We start from the raw sequence: 20,278 nt of genomic DNA, 5'->3' as shown, positions 1-20,278 counted from the left end.
TTACTTCCCCATGATCAGATAGGCCCAGTACAGGACGGTGAGCGTGACGGAGGCAATGACCGTGGCCCATGCGCCCATGCGATTGACCTTCAGCTCGAAGCCAGCGCCCGCGTCCATCACGAGGTGGCGGATGCCGCTCGACATGTGCTGGAAGAAGGACAGGGTCAGCCCGACGCCGATGATATAGCCGAGGATGTTCAGCGCGCCGTTCGAATAGGTGAAGACATCGACGAACTTGTCATAGGCTTCCTTGCCGCTTGCCAGCGCCGCGAGCCACCAGACGAGCAACAGCGTCCCGACCGTCGCCATTCCGTCTCCGGTGATGCGGTGGACGATCGAGACGGTCATGTGGATGCCCGGCTTCCACGCCGTGAGATGCGGCGAGAGCGGACGGGCGGGATTGCGTGGGCTGGCCAAGGCGTAGGGTCCTCTCGGGCGATAGTGGCGCCGTATTAGTCCGCACGCCCCATGATGCAAGCGCCTCCGGGATGCCTCTTTTAGGGAGGGGCACGGATATCGCGCCCTAACGCCCCCTTAACCTAATCATACTAGCCCGTACTCAGGACCGCCAACAGGCGAATAGTTGCCACACACGGAGTTTCACCCTTTGACCCCTTCCGACTTGCCCGTTCCCGGCACCATCGCTGCGACGATCGATGTCTCCGCGCGGCTGCGCGTCTTCGATGTGGATGGCTCACTGGCAAGCGCCAGCCGAGACACCTGGAAAGTGATCGAGCCGGAAATCCGCTCGATTTCAGAGGCCTATTGGCAGCAATGGCAGCGCTGTTTCGCCGACAACGGCGCATGGCAGTCGCACGAAACCGAAAAGATGATCGAGGTCGGCTGCACGTTCCTCAAGAATCGTTTCCTGGATACCTCGGGCCGCGCCTGGATCGAATCGATCGAGCGTTCGGTCGCCGCCGCCTATGTCGGCGAGGTATCGCCGCTTGCCTTGCTGTCGATGATCAACGCCAGCGACCGCGTCGCGCTCGATGTGATCACCCGCGCCGTAGATCGCACCGACGTAAAGCTGCCGGTGCTGGTCGACACGCTGATGCGGCTCTCGGCGATCGAGGGCGAGATCACCGTTGCGCTTTATAACGGCTATCGCGAACATCTCGCTCAATCCGGCCGCGACAAGCTCGCCGCCGAATTTCGTGACGGCATCGCCTCCATGGTTGAGCATGCGACTGAGGAATCGACTGCGCTACGTGGCCAGTCGATGCGCACTTCCACCTCTGCCCGCGGGATGCTGGGCAAGACATCAGAGGTCGCGGCGGCCGCCGAGCAATCAGCGGTGGCGATGCGAGAAGCGGCCCAGACCGCTGCGGGCCTGATCCGCGCGATCGAGGACGCCCGTACGGAAGTCGAAGCAGCAGCCGAGATCGCAACGCGCGCAGCGACGCAGGCAGGCGCCGCTGTCGGAATGTCCGAGGCACTCTCCGAACATGCCCAGTCGATCGAATCGATCCTGAGCCTGATCCGCGACATTGCCGGGCAGACCAATCTGCTCGCGCTCAACGCGACAATCGAGGCGGCACGCGCAGGCGACGCAGGGCGCGGCTTTGCTGTCGTCGCTCAGGAAGTGAAGAGCCTCGCCAACCAGACCGCGCGCGCAACCGACGATATCGCCGGCAAGATCGCCGCGATCCAGTCAGCGACCCGCTCGACCGTCGACACCAACGCATCGATCAAGTCGACCGTCTCCGAGGTGCAGGAAAGCGCCAACCGAATCCGCTTCGCGATGGAAGCGCAGGCGCAGACGGTGACCGCGATCACCGCAGCCGTCGATGAAACGGCGTTGGCCGCCGATTCGATGGCGAACACGATCGCCGCGATCCGCGAGGACACCGAAACCGTGGCCTCCGACATCGAGCATTTCGGCCAGGGATTCGATTCACTGGATAGTAGGCTTGGGACTTTAAAGCACAGCGCAGGCGAGTTCGTCGCCAAAGTTGCTGCGTAAGCAAGGTGGGGGTGTCGAACTGATGGCGCAAAATCACGCTGAGGATCTGGGCGGATGGGGCGGGCAATCGCGCAGCATCGCCGACCGGGTGAGGGAATATGACTGGGACGGGGCGATGGGCCCCGCGACCGCCGAAATCGCCCGGCTGATCGAAGGCCAGGAAGAAGCCATTTCGACCGCCTTCTGGAAGCATTATCTTTCGCTGCCGGCCGCAGCACATCTCCGCCACCATTTCGACGCGGACCGGCTCGCTCGCGAGGCCACGAAGAGCGCCCAATATACGCGCATCAAATTCATGCATGTCTTCGACGACCAGTGGATGACGATGGCGTTCGGCCACGCCGCCGAGTCGCAAAAGGCGAGTGTCCCGCTCCAGGTCCTGCTGGCATCGCTGAGCGTCGCGCACAGCCGCACGCTGGAGGTGATCGAAGAAAAACTGGGAGAAGACCGCGAGCGCTTCCGGTTGCTATCCGATGTCGTCCAGCGGATGGCGCTGGTCGAGGCCGATGTGATGGCATCGCACCTCGGCACGCGCGATGCCGAAATGGCCCGTGACGAGCGCCGGACGCGGTCGGCCCAGTTCAGCGAGAGCATCGCCCGGTCGATCGAGGGCACTGCCTCGCTCGGCAACCGGCTTCGCGTGCAGGCGCAGACCGCGTCTGCATCAGCGCGCGGCATGCTGGGCAAGACCTCCGAAGTCGCCGCCGCCGCCGAGCAATCCGCCGTGGCGATGCGCGAGGCGGCGCAGACTGCCACCGGGCTGATCCGCGCGATCGAGGATGCCCGTACCGAGGTTGAAGCTGCAGCCGAGATCGCGACGCGCGCCTCCGCTCAGGCGGGGGCCGCTGTCGGCATGTCCGAAGCGCTCAGCGACCATGCCCAGTCGATCGAATCGATCCTGAGCCTGATCCGCGATATCGCCGGACAGACCAATCTGCTTGCGCTCAACGCAACCATCGAGGCGGCACGGGCCGGCGATGCCGGCCGCGGCTTTGCCGTCGTCGCGCAGGAAGTGAAGAGCCTCGCCTCCCAGACCGCGCGGGCGACCGACGATATCGCCGCCAAGATCGCGGCGATCCAGTCGGCGACCAAGGGCACGGTCGACACCAATGCCTCGATCAAGGCGACGGTGGCCGAGGTGCAGGAAAGCGCCAACCGGATCCGCTTTGCGATGGAAGCGCAGGCGCAGACGGTGACTGCGATCACCGCAGCCGTTGATGAGACCGCGCTTGCGGCTGATTCGATGTCGAACACGATCGCTACGATCCGTGAGGATACCGAAAGCGTGGCCACCGAAATCGACTCGCTCGAGCGCGACTTCGGCGAGGTCGATGACCGGCTGAGCAACCTCAAGGGCGCTGCCGACAGTTTCTCGGAGAGCGTCGCGGCCTGACCGCCTGGGGTGACGGATGGGGGTCGCCGGGGCTAAGAGGCCCCGATGACCCATATTCTCCTGACCGGCAGCAGCCGGGGGATCGGCGCGGCGATCGCTGCCTCGCTTATCCGACCCGATGTGACCCTTGTCGGCCATGGCACAGCGAGCGGCATTCCCGCCGATTTCGCCGATCCGGCGGCGCCGCATGCGCTATGGGACGCCGCGCTCGCCCGGCTTGATGGGCGCATCGACGTGCTCATCAACAATGCTGGCATCTTCGAGGCGAACCCGATCGACCGGCCGCAGGGCGAATGGGTCGCTGACTGGGAGCGGACGATGCGGATCAACCTGACCGCGTCTGCCGAGCTTTGCCGGCTCGCCATCCTGCACTGGCAGCAGCGCGGATCGGGCGGGCGGATCGTCAACATCGCCAGCCGCGCCGCCTATCGCGGCGACAGCCCGGCGCACTGGCATTATGCCGCTTCCAAGGCCGGCATGGTCGCAATGACCAAGAGCATCGCGCGGGGCTATGCGGCCGAGGGCATACTGGCCTTTGCTGTCTGCCCTGGCTTCACCATGACCGGGATGGCCGAGGATTATCTCGCGAGCCGCGGCGGCGACAAGCTGCTGGCCGACATACCGCTCGGCCGGGTGGCGGCGCCCGAGGAGATCGCCGAGACAGCGCGCTTCCTTGCGCTCGACGCCCCACCGTCGATGACGGGCGCGGTGATCGATGTGAATGGAGCAAGCTATGTCCGCTGAACCAGCGCCGGCCGGTTCGGGCATTTTCGCCAAATGGACGATACGCAGCTTTGCCGCGCTCGGGCTACTTGGCTGCCTCGCCTTTGTCGCCATCATGGTTATCATTATGCTTGTAGAGATGAATAGCCCGAGACGCGCGCCCGCGGCGGTGGAAGCTGCAGCCACGCATGAAGTTTTCACGGTCGAAAACATCAACCCTGTCCCGCACACTGACCTGATCAGCATGGAGGTCCACCCCTCGGACGAGCAAAGTGGCGCATCGGGCTATAGCGTTCGCGGATCTGGCACCGACCGGCGCAACATCGTCCTGCTCAATACGGTGACGGGTGCCAGTCGCCGCATACTTCCGGACAATCATCGCCACATCGACGAATATGGCTTCCTGCCGGGCGATCACGGTAATCGCGACGAGGTAACGGTCGGAGATCCCGCATCGAAACCAGCGACAAGCTATTACCTGGTCATTGCCCAGCCGGGCGATACCCATCTCGTCGACCTGATGGTGGGATCGATCGCGGGCGAAAGGCAGGCGCTCGTCCTGAACGGGATCGACGGCGTCGACTCGGTCTGGATGCCGGATGCGGGACATGTCGCCATTATCGTGCGCGACAAGCGCAGGCTTTTCTATCGGATGATCGACATGAGCAATTTCAAGGTCACCGCCTCGCATTCGATTGCGATCGACTGATGACCACCAGCTGGAAACTCACCTTCCCCTGCACACGCGCGGAAGCCGAGGCGATCGATGTCGATATGGACGCGCTGGCGATGCTCGAGCCGCCCCCGGTGCTGATGACGACCGAGGAGGTGGTCGACGACGCCGAGCGGTGGCGGCTCGATGCCTATTTCGACGCCAAGCCCGACAAGGCGACGATTGCCGCGATCCGCGCGCTGGTGCCGAGTGCGGCCGGGAGCAAGGCGAAGGCCGAGCCCGTGGCTGATGCGGATTGGGTTACGTTGAGTCAGGCTGGCCTGGAGCCGGTCCGCGCGGGTCGGTTTTTTGTTCACACGGCCGAGTATGCGGGCGCGATTCCGGCCGATGTGCGGGCGTTCGCGATTCCGGCGGGGCTGGCGTTCGGGACCGGGCATCACGAGACGACCACCGGCTGCCTGACGATGCTCGATGCGATGAAGCGGAGCGGCTCGCGGGTTGAGAATCTGATCGATCTCGGCACCGGTACCGGCCTGCTCGCCTTTGCCGCGCTGCATTTGTGGCCGCGCGCTTATGCGACCGCGACGGATATCGATGCGATCGCGATCGATGTGACGCGCGAGAATGCCGAGGCGAACGGCGTGGCTTTGGGGCAGCGCCAGGGCCGGGTGGCGCTGGCCGTTGCCGATGGCACCGACGACTCGCTGGTGCAGCGGCGCGCGCCCTATGATCTGGTGATCGCGAATATCCTTGCCGGGCCGCTGGTCGAGATGGCCGCGGATATCGCCGGCATCATGGCGCCGCGCGGGCAGCTCGTGCTGGCGGGATTGCTGAAGACCCAGGCTGACGGCGTTGCGCGGGCCTATCGGCGGCAGGGGCTGCGGCTGGCGGCGAGGCTGGACCTTGGGGATTGGGCGATTTTGCGGTTGCGGATGCGGGCCTGACGTTCCTCCCCGGCACGGGGAGGGGGACCGCCCGCTTCTTCAGCGGGTGGTGGAGGGGCTTGGAGCGCGGCACCGTCGCCGCGCTCCAAGCCCCTCCACCATTCGCCAGAAGTGGCGAATGGTCCCCCTCCCCGAGCAAGCTCGGGGAGGAACTAAGAAGTCGCCGCCTTCTCTCGCGCGTAATTCTGGGAGCCGTAGGTCAGCACGATATCGTCCGGCGCGATCGCGGCGACGGGGATGTCGGGCTCGGCCATGATCTCCTGGTAGAGCGGTGCGAAGTCAGTCTCGACTGTCACGCGGAGGAGTTCGTTAAAGCTGGGGATAACGAAGTAATTCTGCTGGAAATCGTCGATCCGATACTCCGTGCGCATCACGCGTTTGAGATCGAAGGCGACGCGGTTGGGGCTTGGATCGTCGAGGGCGAAACGGCTTTCGGCAAAGCTGCTGACAATGCCGGACCCGTATATGCGCAGGCCCTCGGGCTCCGCGATCAGGCCGAATTCGACTGTGTACCAATAAAGCCGGGCGAGATGCTTCAGGGCGCCCAGTTCGAGCGCGCGCCGGCCACCCTGGCCGTAGGCGACGAGATAATCCGCGAACACAGGGTCGGCGAGCATCGGCACATGGCCGAACACGTCGTGGAAGACGTCCGGCTCCTGCAGATAATCGAGCTGATCGGGGCGGCGGATGAAATTGCCTGCGACGAAGCGGCGATTCGCCATATGCTCGAAGAACACCGCGTCGGGGACCAGCCCAGGCACCGCGACGACCTGCCAGCCGGTGAGCTTCATCAGCCGTTCGGACAGCTCCTCGAAATCGGGGATGCCGGGCTTTGAGAGCTTGAGCACATCAAGCCCGCGCAGATAGGCTTCGGAGGCGCGGCCGGGGAGCAGGCTCGCCTGGCGCGCGAACAGCTTGTCCCAGACCGCATGCTCGTCGGCCGAATAATGCGACCATTCCTGTGGCACGGTCCAGTCCGCCGCGGCGCCTTCAGGAGGGCGATCGAGAACATGCGTTTCGTCTGACATCAAAATGCCATATCATATTCCCGATGGAGCCGAAAACCTCAGCCGCGCGAACCGGCCTCAACCACGGGATGCGCGCGGCGAGATGGGCTGCCACGGGTCTTGTCCTCCTGTTTGCGAGCTATGGCGCGGCCGGGATGGTGGGCGGCGCGATCCCCTCCAATGCCGGCTGGCGTGCGCCTGAAACGGGCGTGCGCATCTATGTCGAGAGCAACGGCATTCATACCGGGCTCGTCGTGCCGATGGTCGCCGAAGGGGTGGACTGGCGCGATCTGCTCAAGCCCGAGGATGTACGCGATCCGCGCTATGCCGGGTACAGCCATGTCCTGATCGGCTGGGGCGAGCGGACCTTCTATCTCGAGACACCGACCTGGGGTGATGTCCGGTTCAAGACCGTGGCCGCAGCCGCGATCGGCAGCGACCGGACGGTGATGCATGTGGATCACGTGCCCGAACCGCGCCTCGGTGCCGATGACGATATCCGCGTCATCACCCTGCGACCCGAGGAATATCGTCGTCTGGCTGAATATATTCGCGGAAGTTTCAGCAGCGACCGGAGGGAACGACCTGCCCACCAATATGGTTATGACGTTTATGACGTTTTTTATACAGCGCGGGGTCATTACAGTGCTATTACAACCTGTAATACATGGACAGGCGATGCGCTGCGCCACGCCGGCGTTCGCATCGGGGCGTGGACACCCTTTCCTGTGACCGTGTTGGGATGGTTCGCGTAATGGATATGATCGGGACTGCAGACGGAACGATGACGGTAAGGGCGCCGTCCAAGCTGCTCTGGGCTGCCGAGGTGCCGCGCGGTGCCTTCGGGCTTGCCTCGCTGCTCTGGGCGGGCGCTAAGCTGGCGGCGGGCGCGAAGGGCGATGGCCGGCCGATCCTGCTTCTGCCCGGGCTGGTCAATTCGGATCGCTCGAACTTCCTGATGCGGCGCTATCTGAAATGGCTCGGTTATCGGGTCGAAGGCTGGGGCCTCGGCCGGAACCTTGGCACAAAGGCGATCGGCACCAATGGCGAGAAACTGATCGAGCGAATCAGCGCGCTTCACGCCGAGACGGGTCAGCCGGTCACGCTGATCGGCATCAGCCTGGGCGGGATCATGGCGCGGTTCGCGGCGCACCGCGCGCCCCATCTGGTGCGCGAGGTGATCACCATCAGCGCGCCTTTCGCTGGCTCGCCGCGGGCGACCAATGTGTGGCGCGCCTTCGAATTCCTGACCGGCGACCGGATCGACAGCGACCATGTCCGCGCCCAGGCGGCGGAGATCGCGCAGCCCTTGCCGGTCAAGGCGACTGCGATCTGGAGCCGGACCGACGGGCTGGTCAACGGGCTGATCTGCCGCGCGAACGACCCCGGTTGCCGCAATATCGAGATCCGGAGCAGCCATCTCGGTGTGCAGGTGCGGCCGGAGACGTTGCGCACGCTCGCCGACGTGTTGTCGGGGAAAGACTGAGTCAGTCGAGACCGTGGCAAATGTCAGACGCGGACACATTTCCGACCGGCGCCTAAGCCGCAACAAATTACCTGTTTAATCAGTGACTTACGCAGAATCGGCTATCGTCTGCCGAGGCGGAGAGATGCTGCCTTTGGCAAACTATGTACAATGTTCTGTACATGTAGGAAATGTCAGCTACCCCTCATGACATTTCCAACAAAGCGATGCCATTCCCTGCGCCGGCGGCACTACCGACGCGATTCAAACACGGTGCGAAATCGGCCATAACGGCAAGGTCACGGATGCCCGAGGCCACCGCGTCTGTTCTTTCACATGACTGAAACACCTGATGTCGGGCGAAACACCGGCCCGTTGCCCTAGCGCGCGTCGTCCCGATAGCGTTCGCAATCGGGGCCGCCGTGTTTGCGGCATTCCTTTGCGGCCCTCTCCCGCTCCTTGCGGGCCTTGCGGCCGGCATTGCGATCGGCTTCGCTCTGGCTTGTCGTCGTCCAATCGACGGCCTTGCTGGTCGCCTTGACCGGAAAGGTTACGACATCGAAGGCGGTTTTTGCAGCACAGCCGCCGGCCAGCATCGGCAGCAGCGCGGCGGCGGGGAGCAGATATCGGCGCATCGCGAAAAACTCTTCACTGGCCCGGGCCATTCCGGGCGGCGGCGTCGCGGGCCTGGACACCGATATAGGTAAAATCGGTGAAGAAGCCGTCGATGCCAAGTGCCAGATAACGCTGAATTTCGTCAGAAAGACGGCCATGGCCGCGCGGATTTATGCCGACCCGGAGCGATGACGGCAGGAAGTAGTTTTCCGCGCGGAAGGTCCAGGGGTGGAGCCGGAGCCCGACGGCATGCGCGTCGGCGACAAGCGTCGTTGGCGGTTTGTCGCCCTTCTGGATCATCTCCTTGTTGGGGCCGATTCCCCAGGCGTAAGCAGCAACCGCCTTCAGGCCCTCGGGCGTCGCCATCGCGGCGTAGCTGGGGGCGGCGTTGTCGGCGGGCGCGCCGCTCGCATCCATCAGCTGGATCAGGCGGATGCCGGTGAGGCTGTGCAGCAGCTTCAGATTGTTCACCTCGAAGGACTGGATGAACACCGGCGCATGCGCATCATGCCAGCCGGCCGCAGCGAGCTGCGCCGCCAGCTTCTTCTCCATCGGCTTGCCGATCGAGGCGAAATAGCTCGGATGCTTCGTCTCGGGGTAGATGCCGACGACCCGGCCGCCGACCGAGTTCTTCTTGGCCAGCGCGATGATCTCGACGAGCGTCGGCACTTCGAACTGGCCGTCGAACTGAGTATTGTCGGGGCGGAGCAAGGGCAGCCGCTCCTTCGCGCGGAGGGTCTTCAGCTCGGCGAGCGTGAAGTCCTCGGTAAACCAGCCATTGTGCTTTTCGCCGTCAATCACCTTCACAGTCTTGCGATCAGCGAATTCGGGATGCTTCGACACATCCGTCGTGTCAGTGATGTCGTTCTCGTGCCGGGCGACGAAGACATCGTCCTTGGTGAAGACCAGATCAGGCTCGATGAAATCGGCGCCCTGCTCGATCGCGAGCTGATAGGAGGCGAGCGTATGTTCGGGGCGCATGCCGCTGACGCCGCGATGCGCAATGATGATCGGGGGTGAGAGCGGGGCCACGGGCGCAGTTTGCCCGATGGCGGCGGCCGGCGCCAGCAGCAGCAGGGCCGGAATAATATTTCGCTTGCGCAAGGACCGCTTAAAAAGTTTCATAGTCGTACTTATCTCCCGGAAACCATCCAGCCTGAACGCGTTACCCCAAAACCAGGAGGGGCGATCCCCATGCACTTCACGATCAACGGGATGGCCCATGAGGCCGAGCCCGATATCCGCGCTTCGCTGCTCGATCTGCTCCGTGAGCATCTCGGGCTGACCGGCACCAAAAAGGGCTGCGACCATGGCCAATGCGGCGCCTGCACCGTGCTGGTGAACGGCCGGCGGATCAATTCCTGTCTCACGCTGGCGGTGATGCATCAGGATGATGACATTCTGACGATCGAGGGCCTCGGCAGCGCCGACAATCTTCATCCACTTCAGGCAGCGTTCGTGAAGCATGACGGCTTTCAGTGCGGCTATTGCACGCCCGGTCAGATCTGCTCGGCGGTCGGGATGCTCGACGAAGTGGCGAAGGGCTGGCCAAGCCATGTCAGCGGCTCGCTCGACAGCATTGAGCTCAGCGACACCGAGATATCGGAGCGCATGAGCGGCAATCTCTGCCGCTGCTCGGCTTATCCTAATATCGTCGACGCGATCGCCGAAGTGGCCGGGCTTGCGCCCGTTGGCAAAGAGGCGGAGGCATGAAAAGCTTCGAATATGCGAAAGCCGACAGCCCCGAAGCTGCGGTAGCAGCCGGCGGGCGCTTCATCGCCGGCGGCACCAATCTGCTCGACCTGATGAAGCTGCAGATCGAGACGCCCGACAAACTCGTCGATATCAGCCGGCTCGATCTGGCCGATATCGAGGAGCGCGCTGATGGCGGGCTGACGATCGGCGCGCTGGTGCCGAACAGCGACCTCGCCGCCGACCGCCGCGTGATCAGGGGCTATCCGGTGTTGAGCCGGGCGTTGCTCGCGGGTGCGTCAGGGCAGCTCCGCAACAAGGCGTCGACCGGCGGCAATCTGCTCCAGCGGACGCGCTGCTATTATTTCTATGATACCGCCATGCCCTGCAACAAGCGGACGCCCGGCAGCGGCTGTTCGGCGATCGGCGGGTTTAACCGGATCCTCGCCGTGCTCGGGACGAGTGATCAGTGCATCGCGACTCATCCGAGCGACATGGCGGTGGCAATGCGCGCGCTCGACGCGGTGATCGTGACCCTGAAGCCCGATGGCGACCGCCGCCGGATCGCGATCGGCGATTTCTACCGGCTGCCGGGCGACACGCCGCAGATCGAGACGGTGCTCGAGGCCGGTGAGCTGATCACGCATGTCGAGCTGCCGCCGCCGCCCAGGGGCACCCAGCTCTATCGCAAGGTCCGTGACCGGGCGTCCTATGCCTTTGCGCTGGTTTCAGTGGGGGGGATCATATCGGTCGAGGGCGGCAGGATCGCTTCCGCCGCGCTTGCCTTTGGCGGCATTGCGCCGATGCCGTGGCGCAATCCAGCGGTTGAGGCAGCACTGATCGGCCAGGCGCCGTCGACCGCTGCGTTCGAGGCAGCGGCGGATGCGCTGCTCGCCGGAGCGAAGGGCTTTGGCTCGAATGACTTCAAGATTCCTCTCACCAGGCGCGTGCTGATCGCGTGCCTGCGCGACCTGACGGGCGGTGCGGCATGAGCGACTATGTCATGAACGCAGACCATCCCGGCCTCGCGATGGATCGCGGGGTTCAGGATGTGCTCGGCAAGGGAGTCGACCGGATCGACGGCGTGCTCAAGGTGATGGGCGCCGCCACCTATGGCTATGAACATCAGGTCGGCGACGATGTCGCCTATGGCTATCTGATCACCGCGCCCGCCGCGAAGGGCAAGGTGACTGGCTTCGATACCGAAGCGGCCCGCGCCCTGCCCGGCGTGCTCGACATCATCATCGACGATCAGCGTGTCGCGCGGCAGGCGGCCGGCTTCGTCCCGGCGGCGGCCGGTAATGACGCGATCGACCATTGGGACCAGGTACTCGGCGCCGCCATCGCGACCAACTTCGAGGCGGCGCGCGCGGCGGCGCGGGCTGTGCGCGTGACGATCGAGGAGGAGCCGGGGCGGTTCGACACCATGGCCGACATTGCCGAGGCGAGCGGGCCACCAGCGGATTCGCGCCTGCAGGACATCGCCAAGGGCGATATCGACGCCGCGATGGCCGAGGCGGCGGCATGCGTCGACCAGGTCTATTCGACCCCAAACCAGGTGCATGCCGCGATGGAGCCGCATGCCTCGATCGCGGTGTGGGACGATGGGAAGCTGACGCTCTATTCGAGCCTGCAGATCCTGAGTGCGGCGAAGCCGATCCTGGCGAAAGCGGTTGGCATCGCGCCAGATCAGGTCAGGGTGGTCTCGCCCTATATCGGCGGTGGATTTGGCGGGAAACTGCTCGGGCCCGAAGCGGTGATGGCGGCGATCGCGGCGCAGCGGCTGGGCCGGCCAGTCAAGATCGCGATGGCGCGTGCGCAATTGTTCCACAATATCTATCGGCGCACCGACACCCATCAGCGCATCCGGCTCGCGGCTGACGCCGAAGGCCGGATGACGGCGATCGGCCATGACAGCGTGGTGAGCCAAGGGCCTGACGGCGGCTTCATGGAGCCGGTCGCGCTCGGCTCGATTTCGCTCTACGCGGCGCCGGTCAGGCATTTCAGCCACAAGGTTGTGACGCTCGACATGGTGCAGGCGGGCGCGGTGCGCGCGCCGGGCGAAGCCGTCGGCATGCTCGCGCTTGAGACAGCAGTCGACGAACTCGCCGAGAGGCTCGGTCGCGATCCGATCGACTTCCGCAAGATCAACGAGCCACCGGTCGACCCGATGACCGGCGCGCCTTTTTCGACGCGGCGGCTGGCTGAATGCCTCGACGAAGGCGCGCGGCGCTTCGGCTGGGCGAAGCGCCAGCCGACGCCCGGCTCAGTGCTCGACGGGGAATGGCTGATCGGCATGGGCGTGGCGGCTGCGGTGCGGATCAACCTGCTGGTCGATTCCGAGGCACGGGTGACGCTCGGCACTGACGGCCGCGCCACCATCGAAACCGACATGACCGATATCGGCACCGGCACCTATACGATCCTGGCGCAGATCGCGGGCGAATCGCTTGGGCTGCCGGTCCACTGCATCGACGTGAAGCTCGGCGACAGCGACCATCCCACCGGGGCCGGGTCGGGCGGATCGTTCGGCGCGGCGAGCGCAGGCTCGTCCGTGGCGCTTGCCTGCGAGGACATCGTCGCCGAGCTGGCGAAGCGGATGGACACCAGCCCTGAGAATATGACGCTGAAGGACGGGCATGCGATTGCGGGCAATCGGCGGGTGGCGCTCGACACGCTGGTTGGCGATGCGCCGCTGGTCGCGACGGGCAAGATCAGCCAGGGCAGGAATGCGCGCAGCTTCAGCCAGGCGGCGCACGGCGCTCAATTCGCCGAGGTCGCGGTCAACGCAGTGAGCGGCGCGGTGCGGGTGCGGCGGATGCTCGGCGTGTTCGAGGCGGGCCGAATCCTCAACGCCAAGACGGCGCGCAGCCAGGCGATCGGCGGGATGATCTGGGGGATCGGCTATGCGCTGATGGAAGGCGCCGAGCTCGACACGCGCTACGGTCAGTTCGTGAATCATGATCTCGGCGAATATCATGTGCCGGTCCATGCCGATGTGCCGCATCTCGATGTCCATTTCATTGAAGACATCGACCGGCATGCCAATCCGATCGGGGTGAAGGGGCTTGGCGAGCTGACCATCTCGGGCGCGGGTGCGGCGGTGACCAATGCGATCTACAACGCCTGTGGTGTGCGCGTGCGCGATTTCCCCATGACGCTCGACAAGGTGCTGGCCGGGTTGCCGCCGGTATGAGGGAACCCCAACACCCGTTCGTGCTGAGCTTGTCGAAGCACCCTTCTTTTCCCCTTGCGGCGCGAAGGGAGAACAGCCCTTCGACAAGCTCAGGGCGAACGGAGGGTGGTGTGTATGGCCGATAACGACACTGTCCTCGCCGCCGCGCAAAGCTGGAAGGGGGCGCCGATGGCGATTGCCACGGTGGTCTCGACCTGGGGATCGGCGCCGCGGCCGCGGGGGAGCCATATGCTCGTCCATGTCGATGGCCGGTTCGAAGGATCGGTCTCGGGCGGGTGCGTCGAGAGCGACATCCTGGCGGCTGCGGCTGAGGTGATCGCGGGGGCGCCGTTCCAGGTGAAAACCTACGGCGTTGCCGATGCGGCGGCGTGGGAAGTCGGCCTGCCCTGTGGCGGCGAGATTTCAGTGTTGGTCCAGCCAGTTTCGGCCGAGGGCTTCGATCCCGAATTGTTCGACCGGATCGCCGAGGCGCGGGAAGCGGGCAAGGCGCTGACGGTTTCGACCAATCTCGAGACCGGGCATAGCGATGCACGGCCGATCGAAACCGGATCGGTGTTCATCAATCGCTATGATCCAGCGCGTCGGCTGCTGATCGTCGGTGCGGTGCAAATCGCGCAAGCGCTGGCCGGGCTGGCGCGGGAGCTCGGGATCGAGACGGTGGTGATCGATCCCCGCGCCCGCTTCCTGACTGAGGAGCGGTTTCCAGGCGTGAAACTTGACGACAATTGGCCGGACGAGGCGATTGCCGCCTATGCGCCAGGGCCTTCGACTGCGGTGGTGACGCTCAGCCATGATACCAAGATCGATGATCCGGCGCTGATCGCGGCGCTCGCGGCGCCGACCGCCTATGTCGGCGCGCTGGGATCGCGGCGCAGCCATGCCGCGCGGCGGGAACGGCTGGCGGCGGCGGGGGTTTCGGAGACGGATCTCGACCGGATCGACGCGCCGGTAGGCCTCGATATCGGCGCGATCGGTCCGGCGGAGATCGCGCTCTCGATTGCCGCGGCGATGGTGGGCGCGTTCAACGCACGTGGAGACAGGAAGACGGCATGATCGCGGCCGACAAGACTGCGCTGATCCTGCTCGCGGCAGGCCGATCGAAGCGGTTCGGCGATGCGGACAAGCTGGAACAGCTGTTCCTGCGCAAGCCGCTGGCATTCCATGTGGTGACGGCGCTGGAGGGTGTTCCGTTCCAGACGCGGTTCGTGGTGAAGAGCGGTACCAGTCTCGATTTCGAGAGCCGGGGCTACCGCGCCTTGCACAATGATCAGCCGGAGATCGGCATGTCGGAGTCCGTAAAGCTGGGGGTCGCGGCGGCGCGTGACGAGGGGGCCGAGGCGGTGCTGATCGCGCTTGCGGACATGCCGCGTGTCACGGCGAACCATATCTATAATCTGCTCGACGCGGCGGACAGCCATGACGCCGTGGTCGCATCCAGCGACGGCGTGAGTCCGCGGCCACCTGCCCTGTTCGGTGCGGGGCAGTTCGAGGCGCTGTTGACGCTCGAAGGCGATGCGGGCGCGCGGGCGATGGTGCGCAGCGGGCGGCATGTGATCGCGCCTGAGGGCGACTTGCTTGATATCGATACGCCGGAGGATCTGGAGCGGCTTAGGGCGTTGCGGTGAATCATTCCTCCCCGAGCTTGCTCGGGGAGGGGGACCGCGCTTGCGCGGTGGAGGGGCTTGGAGCGCGGCGACGGTGCCGCGCTCCAAGCCCCTCCACCACCCCGCTGAAGAAGCGGGGCGGTCCCCCTCCCCTGGTTCCCAGGGGAGGAATGATTATTCGTGTCGCAGCGCGTCGATCGGATTCAGCGCGGCGGCGCGTCTTGCCGGGAAATAGCCGAAGACCACGCCGATCAGCGCCGAGATGCCGAAGGCGATCAGATTGATCTCGGGAACGAACAGGAACGGCAGGCCGCCGAGCGCTGAGAGCGCGCCGATCACGATCTGGGCGAGCAGCAACCCGATGACGCCGCCAAGCATCGACAGGGCAATGGCTTCGACGAGGAACTGGGTGAGCACCTCGCGCGCGACCGCGCCGATGGCGAGGCGGATGCCGATCTCGCGGGTCCGCTCCGTCACCGAGACGAGCATGATGTTCATGATGCCGATGCCGCCGACGATCAGGCTGATGGCGGCGACCGCAGTGACGATCTGGGTGAGCAGATTGGTGGTCGCGCTCAGCGTGTTCGAGATCTGGGCTGTATCGAAAATGTTGAAATCGTCTTGCTTGCCGCCGGTGATATGGCGGCGTTCGCGCAGCAGATCCTCGATCGAGGCCTGGACGGCGGCGGTCGAATAGGCCTCGTCGACGCCGACCAGCATCAGGCGGATGTCGCGGTTGCCGGTGAAACGGCGCTGCACTGCCTTGATCGGCATGATGACGACATCGTCCTGATCGCCGCCAAAGCCGGCCTGGCCGCGCGTCGAGAGCGTACCGATCACATCGCAGGAGATGCCGCTGAGCCGAATCCGCGTGCCGATCGCTTCGCCGCCGTTGAACAGGTTCTTGGCGACGGTGCTGCCGACGATGCAGACTGCCTTGCCGGCCTGTTCCTCGGCGCGGGTGAAAATGCGGCCTCCGGTGAGCGGCCAGGGCTGGACCTCGAAATAGCCGCTCGTGGTGCCGTTGATCGTCGTCGTCGCGTTGGCGCCTTCATAGATGGCCGTCGTGCTCGACTGCGCCTGGGGCGCGACGGCGGTGACGCCGGCGATCTGGCGCGCGATCGCATCGACATCCTCGGGCTTGAAATTGGCCGGCTGGGGCCCGCCGCCGCCACGGCCGAAACCCTGGCCGGGACGGACCTGGAGGATGTTGGTGCCGAGCGACGAAATCGATTTCTGCACGGCAGCTGTGGTAGCCTGACCGAGCGTCACCATCGTGACCACGGCGGCGACACCGATGATGATGCCGAGCGTGGTGAGGAACGAGCGCAGCTTGTGGCGCAGGATCGACCGGATCGCGAGGAGGAAGGTGGTGCCTAGCATCTACTCCCCTCCCATTTTTGGGAGGGGGATTTTAGGGCGCGTGTTTTCACGACACTCGCTCCCCCTGAGGGTGCTGCGCTTCGATGCGTTCCACCAGGCCGTCCTTGAAGTGCACGATGGTGCGGGCGAACGCGGCCATTTCGGGCTCGTGGGTGACCATCAGCACAGTGATGTTGCTGTCCCGGTTGAGGCCACTGAGGAGTTCCATGATCTCGACCGAGCGCTCCGAATCCAGATTACCGGTCGGCTCGTCGGCAAGCAGGACGTCGGGTGAGGTGACGATGGCGCGGGCGATCGCGACGCGCTGTTGCTGGCCGCCGGAAAGCTCGGCGGGGGTGTGATCCCACCATTTGTCGAGCCCGACCTTTTCGAGTGCGGCCATCGCCGCGTCATGCCGGTCCTTCTTCGCGTCGCCGCGATAGAGCAGAGGCAGTTCGACATTTTCGAGCGCACTGGTGCGGGCGAGCAGGTTGAAGCCCTGGAACACGAAGCCGAGATATTTGCGGCGCAACAGCGCGCGCTGATCGCGGTCGAGCGTCTCCACATGATGGCCACGGAACAGGAAGGTGCCGGAGGTCGGCACGTCGAGGCAGCCGAGAATGTTCATCGTCGTCGACTTGCCCGAGCCCGATGCACCCATCACCGCGACGAAATCTCCGGGCACGATATCGAGATCGATTCCCTTCAGCGCCTGGAAGGCGGTCGGGCCCTCGCCGTAGACCTTGGTGACGCCGCGCAGCGAGATGATCGGTGCGCTGTGGCCGGACGCATTACTGGCCACTTTGCTGCCCGCCGCCGCCCGGTCCACCCGCGCCGCCCGGACGCCGCCGCTTGGTGCTGGTGCCGGAAAGCTGACCAGTGATGACCTGCATGCCGGGCTGGAGATCGCCGCCGATCACCTCGGTCATGGTGCCGTTGGTGACGCCGGTGGTGATGCTCACCGGCTTTGGCTGGCCGTTCGCGTCCTTCACATAGACCGTCTGCGATCCGCCGCGCACGACTGACACATCACCCCTGCCGCCGCCGCCACGACGGGGCCGCGTCGGCACGAGCGCGCCGGCGATGCCGCCACTTGGAGCGGCGCCCGGCGTGGCGGTGGTCGGCTTGAAACGGAGTGCGGCGTTGGGGACGAGAAGCACATTGTTCTTCGCTGTCGTCACGATATCGGCGGTCGCTGTCATACCCGGACGGAGGTTCAGGTCCGGATTGGCGACCGTGAGGGTCGCGCCGTAGGAGACGACCTGGGCTGAGCTGGTGGTCGTCGTGGTGCTCGACTGGGCGCTCAGGTTGGAGCCGAGATCGACGCGGGTGATCGACGCGGGGAAGGTCTTGCCGGGAAAGGCATCGACAGTGAACTTGGCCTGCTGGCCTTCCTTCACCGAGCCGACATCGGCTTCGTCGATCGCCACTTCGAGCTTCATCTGGCTGAGATCCTGGGCGATGACGAACAGGGTCGGGGTGCTGAACGAGGCGGCGACCGTCTGGCCCGGCTCGATCTGGCGGGCGAGGACCACGCCGTTGACCGGCGAGCGGATCACCGTCTTGGTGAGCTGGGTGGCATTCGAGGACAGCGTCGCCTGTGCCGACACGACATTGGCTTGCGCCGCGCGCAGATTGGCGATGGCGCGGTCCCGATCGGCGATTGCCTGGTCCATCTCGGTCTTGGCCGGCACGCGCCCGCCCGAAAGCCTGCTGACTTCCTGGAAACGAGCCAGCGTCGCCTTTGCCTGATCGAGCGTCGCCTGATTCTGCGCGACCGTCGCCACCGATGCGTTGAGTGCCGCCTTGCTCTGGTTGACCGTATCGCTAAAGCGCGACGGATCGATCAGGGCGAGCGGCTGGCCAGCGACGACCCGATCGTTCACATCGACCACCACCTTGGTGACGAGGCCCGACAGTTCGGAGCCGACATCGACCTGGTTGGTCGGGGCGAGCTTGCCGGTCGCCGAGACACTGACCGAGAGCGAGCCGCGCTCCACCGTCTCAGTGGCATAATCGACCTTCGCGCTGCCGCCGAAGAAGCGAAGGCCGAGCAGGATGAGGAGGAGGACCCCGACGCCGATCGCCACCCATTTCACATAGCGTCGCCACCAGGGCGCCGGCTTCACGCCCAGGAAATCGTCCAGATTATTGGTGTCGGTTGTGGCCATCGTCATTCCCGGGGCAGTTGGGCTTTGGCGGGTGCCTGTGGGACGCTGTTGCTGTCCCAGCCGCCGCCAAGCGCCAGATAAAGCTGGACGAGCGCTTGCGCCTGATCGGCCCGGGCGTTGGAGAGCCCATTCTGCGCGGAGAGCAGGGCGCTCTCATTGGTGTTGAGCGTGGTGATGTCGGTGAGCCCGGCGCGATACTGGCTGCGCGACAGGATCGCCGCGTTGTTCGATGCGTCGAGTGCGATCGCGAATTGCGCCTGGCGATCCTTGGCGGCCTGAAGCGCGGTGAGCGCGTTCTCGACATCCTCGAGGCTGGTCAGCACGACCTTCTTGTAGTTGGCGAGCGCGCCTTCGGCCGCAGCCTCTTGCGCGCGGACGCGGGAGCGGGTGCGGCCGCCGTCGAAGATCAGCTGGGTCAGCCCGGCGAACAGGCTGCCGGTGACGACGCTGGCGAGCCCGCCGATCGAGCTGGCGGCGGTGCCGATATTGCCGGTGATGTTGAGGGCCGGATAAAGCTGCGCCTCGGCCACGCCGATCTGAGCGGTCGAGGCGGCGAGCTGGCGTTCCGCCGCCCGGACATCGGGGCGCTGGCGCAGCGTATCGGCGGGAATGCCGACCGCGAGCGAGTCTGGGCCTTTCGGGATTGGCGCGGTCGCCTCGAGCTCGGCCTTGAGCGCGCCGGGCGCCTGGCCGGTCAGCACACCGAGCAGATTGACCGCGCTTTGATAGCTTTGCTGGAGCGAGGGGATCGTCGCGGCGGTTTGCGCGCGTTGCTGGCGCGACTGCTCGACGTCTAGTGAGGAGACGAGCCCGGCCTGGACGCGAAAGCCGGTGATTTCGAGATTGTCGTCCTGAATGGCGAGCGAGTTGCGCGCGATCGCGAGATTGGCCTGGGCCTGGCGGGCGAGGATATAGTTGCGCGCTGCCTCGGCGGCGATAGAGGTCTGGATGGTGGCGAGATCGAAGCCGCTTGCCTCATAGGTCGCGCGCGACGCCTCGATCCCGCGGCGCACGCCGCCGAACAGATCGGCCTGATAGGCGACATTCGCGCCCAGCGAGAAATTGTCGCGGGCGCCGACATTGTCGAGCAGCGCGCGGTTATATCCTGCCGAGCCCGAGACCGAAGGAACCAGATCGGCGCGCGACTGGATCAGCGCCTCATGCGCCTGACGGAGGCGCGCCACGGCCTGGGCGATATCGAGATTGCCGGCCCGGGCGCGTTCGACGATCGAGGTTAGTTCCGGATCGTTGAAGTTGGTCCACCACGCCTGAATATCGCCAGGCGCGCCGGCCGGTGCTGGCGTGGAATAGGTGCCGGGCACGCCCAGCGCCACGGGTGCGGGCGGCGCATAATTGGGGCCAACCGCACATGCCTGGAGCGACAGCGTGGTGACGAGCAACAGGGCGATACGGTTGCGAAACATGTCGTCCAAATGGCTATCGTGCCGATTTGGGTCCACCGAAATA

At 65.2% G+C, this 20,278-nt stretch carries 20 protein-coding genes; 12 read left to right on the top strand and 8 right to left on the bottom strand.

Features of this window, described 5'->3' with window-relative positions; genetic code table 11:
• The gene (gene sdhC, locus AC1DVS_RS14115; protein ID WP_478024027.1) at window positions 1-417 is read right to left on the bottom strand and encodes a succinate dehydrogenase, cytochrome b556 subunit; all 417 of its coding nucleotides are present in this window, start codon (window positions 415-417) and stop codon (window positions 1-3) included.
• A 205-nt stretch (window positions 418-622) separates the two neighbouring features.
• Here sdhC and AC1DVS_RS14110 point away from each other — a divergent pair, with 205 nt between their 5' ends.
• Genes AC1DVS_RS14110 through AC1DVS_RS14090 form a run of 5 tightly spaced genes read left to right on the top strand, consistent with a single transcriptional unit; the run spans window position 623 to window position 5,699 of the window.
• Complete coding sequence (locus AC1DVS_RS14110; protein ID WP_478024445.1) at window positions 623-1,966, top strand: methyl-accepting chemotaxis protein; 1,344 nt, start codon at window positions 623-625, stop codon at window positions 1,964-1,966.
• Between the two features lie 22 nt (window positions 1,967-1,988).
• Window positions 1,989-3,359, top strand: coding sequence for a methyl-accepting chemotaxis protein (locus AC1DVS_RS14105; RefSeq protein WP_478024443.1), 1,371 nt, complete (start codon window positions 1,989-1,991; stop codon window positions 3,357-3,359).
• Between the two features lie 45 nt (window positions 3,360-3,404).
• Complete coding sequence (locus AC1DVS_RS14100; RefSeq protein ID WP_478024025.1) at window positions 3,405-4,103, top strand: SDR family NAD(P)-dependent oxidoreductase; 699 nt, start codon at window positions 3,405-3,407, stop codon at window positions 4,101-4,103.
• On the top strand, window positions 4,093-4,791 hold the full coding sequence (locus tag AC1DVS_RS14095) for a hypothetical protein (protein ID WP_478024023.1): 699 nt from the start codon (window positions 4,093-4,095) through the stop codon (window positions 4,789-4,791). The genes AC1DVS_RS14100 and AC1DVS_RS14095 overlap by 11 nt, the downstream gene beginning before the upstream one ends.
• Window positions 4,791-5,699, top strand: coding sequence for a 50S ribosomal protein L11 methyltransferase (locus AC1DVS_RS14090; RefSeq protein WP_478024019.1), 909 nt, complete (start codon window positions 4,791-4,793; stop codon window positions 5,697-5,699). Before AC1DVS_RS14095 ends, AC1DVS_RS14090 begins: the two co-directional genes overlap by 1 nt.
• Window positions 5,700-5,851: 152 nt before the next feature.
• On the opposite strand, the gene phhA is transcribed toward AC1DVS_RS14090, so the two are convergent.
• Window positions 5,852-6,727 carry a phenylalanine 4-monooxygenase gene (phhA, locus tag AC1DVS_RS14085; protein WP_478024016.1) on the bottom strand — a complete coding sequence of 292 codons (876 nt, stop codon included), beginning with the start codon at window positions 6,725-6,727 and terminating at the stop codon, window positions 5,852-5,854.
• Between the two features lie 23 nt (window positions 6,728-6,750).
• Here phhA and AC1DVS_RS14080 point away from each other — a divergent pair, with 23 nt between their 5' ends.
• Both AC1DVS_RS14080 and AC1DVS_RS14075 read left to right on the top strand, forming a co-directional pair.
• On the top strand, window positions 6,751-7,461 hold the full coding sequence (locus AC1DVS_RS14080) for a TIGR02117 family protein (RefSeq protein ID WP_478024015.1): 711 nt from the start codon (window positions 6,751-6,753) through the stop codon (window positions 7,459-7,461).
• Window positions 7,462-7,466: 5 nt separating this feature from the next.
• Window positions 7,467-8,192: an esterase/lipase family protein gene (locus tag AC1DVS_RS14075; protein ID WP_478024013.1), complete on the top strand. Its 726-nt coding sequence runs from the start codon at window positions 7,467-7,469 to the stop codon at window positions 8,190-8,192.
• Window positions 8,193-8,551: 359 nt separating this feature from the next.
• Here the strand turns inward: AC1DVS_RS14075 and AC1DVS_RS14070 are convergent, their stop codons facing one another.
• Together AC1DVS_RS14070 and AC1DVS_RS14065 are read right to left on the bottom strand one after the other, a co-directional pair.
• On the bottom strand, window positions 8,552-8,806 hold the full coding sequence (locus tag AC1DVS_RS14070) for a hypothetical protein (protein ID WP_478024011.1): 255 nt from the start codon (window positions 8,804-8,806) through the stop codon (window positions 8,552-8,554).
• Between the two features lie 13 nt (window positions 8,807-8,819).
• Window positions 8,820-9,911, bottom strand: a complete 1,092-nt coding sequence (locus AC1DVS_RS14065) for a glycerophosphodiester phosphodiesterase (RefSeq protein ID WP_478024009.1) — start codon at window positions 9,909-9,911, stop codon at window positions 8,820-8,822.
• A gap of 69 nt (window positions 9,912-9,980) precedes the next feature.
• Between AC1DVS_RS14065 and AC1DVS_RS14060 the strand changes: the two genes are divergently transcribed.
• The 5 genes from AC1DVS_RS14060 to AC1DVS_RS14040 all read left to right on the top strand — a co-directional run bounded on the left by AC1DVS_RS14060 (window position 9,981) and on the right by AC1DVS_RS14040 (window position 15,299).
• The gene (locus AC1DVS_RS14060) at window positions 9,981-10,499 is read left to right on the top strand and encodes a 2Fe-2S iron-sulfur cluster-binding protein (RefSeq protein WP_478024007.1); all 519 of its coding nucleotides are present in this window, start codon (window positions 9,981-9,983) and stop codon (window positions 10,497-10,499) included.
• Window positions 10,496-11,470, top strand: coding sequence for an FAD binding domain-containing protein (locus tag AC1DVS_RS14055; protein ID WP_478024006.1), 975 nt, complete (start codon window positions 10,496-10,498; stop codon window positions 11,468-11,470). The genes AC1DVS_RS14060 and AC1DVS_RS14055 overlap by 4 nt, the downstream gene beginning before the upstream one ends.
• A complete protein-coding gene (locus tag AC1DVS_RS14050; RefSeq protein ID WP_478024004.1) occupies window positions 11,467-13,674 on the top strand; it encodes a molybdopterin cofactor-binding domain-containing protein in 2,208 nt (735 codons plus the stop codon). The genes AC1DVS_RS14055 and AC1DVS_RS14050 overlap by 4 nt, the downstream gene beginning before the upstream one ends.
• Before the next feature lie 114 nt (window positions 13,675-13,788).
• Complete coding sequence (locus AC1DVS_RS14045) at window positions 13,789-14,727, top strand: XdhC family protein (protein WP_478024003.1); 939 nt, start codon at window positions 13,789-13,791, stop codon at window positions 14,725-14,727.
• On the top strand, window positions 14,724-15,299 hold the full coding sequence (locus AC1DVS_RS14040) for a nucleotidyltransferase family protein (protein WP_478024001.1): 576 nt from the start codon (window positions 14,724-14,726) through the stop codon (window positions 15,297-15,299). Before AC1DVS_RS14045 ends, AC1DVS_RS14040 begins: the two co-directional genes overlap by 4 nt.
• A gap of 153 nt (window positions 15,300-15,452) precedes the next feature.
• On the opposite strand, the gene AC1DVS_RS14035 is transcribed toward AC1DVS_RS14040, so the two are convergent.
• The 4 genes from AC1DVS_RS14035 to AC1DVS_RS14020 are packed head-to-tail and all read right to left on the bottom strand — an operon-like array spanning window position 15,453 to window position 20,235.
• Window positions 15,453-16,661 (bottom strand): ABC transporter permease, encoded by a 1,209-nt coding sequence (locus AC1DVS_RS14035; RefSeq protein ID WP_478023999.1) that lies wholly within the window; start codon window positions 16,659-16,661, stop codon window positions 15,453-15,455.
• A 46-nt stretch (window positions 16,662-16,707) separates the two neighbouring features.
• Complete coding sequence (locus AC1DVS_RS14030) at window positions 16,708-17,442, bottom strand: ABC transporter ATP-binding protein (RefSeq protein ID WP_478023997.1); 735 nt, start codon at window positions 17,440-17,442, stop codon at window positions 16,708-16,710.
• Window positions 17,432-18,811 carry an efflux RND transporter periplasmic adaptor subunit gene (locus AC1DVS_RS14025; protein ID WP_478023996.1) on the bottom strand — a complete coding sequence of 460 codons (1,380 nt, stop codon included), beginning with the start codon at window positions 18,809-18,811 and terminating at the stop codon, window positions 17,432-17,434. Before AC1DVS_RS14025 ends, AC1DVS_RS14030 begins: the two co-directional genes overlap by 11 nt.
• 2 nt (window positions 18,812-18,813) lie before the next feature.
• On the bottom strand, window positions 18,814-20,235 hold the full coding sequence (locus AC1DVS_RS14020) for an efflux transporter outer membrane subunit (RefSeq protein ID WP_478023994.1): 1,422 nt from the start codon (window positions 20,233-20,235) through the stop codon (window positions 18,814-18,816).
• Window positions 20,236-20,278: the final 43 nt, after the last annotated feature.

The organism is Sphingomonas sp. P3_C5, from assembly GCF_056402635.1.
Note: the sequence above shows the minus strand (reverse complement) of the source record. Positions and strands in the feature narration are given on the sequence as shown.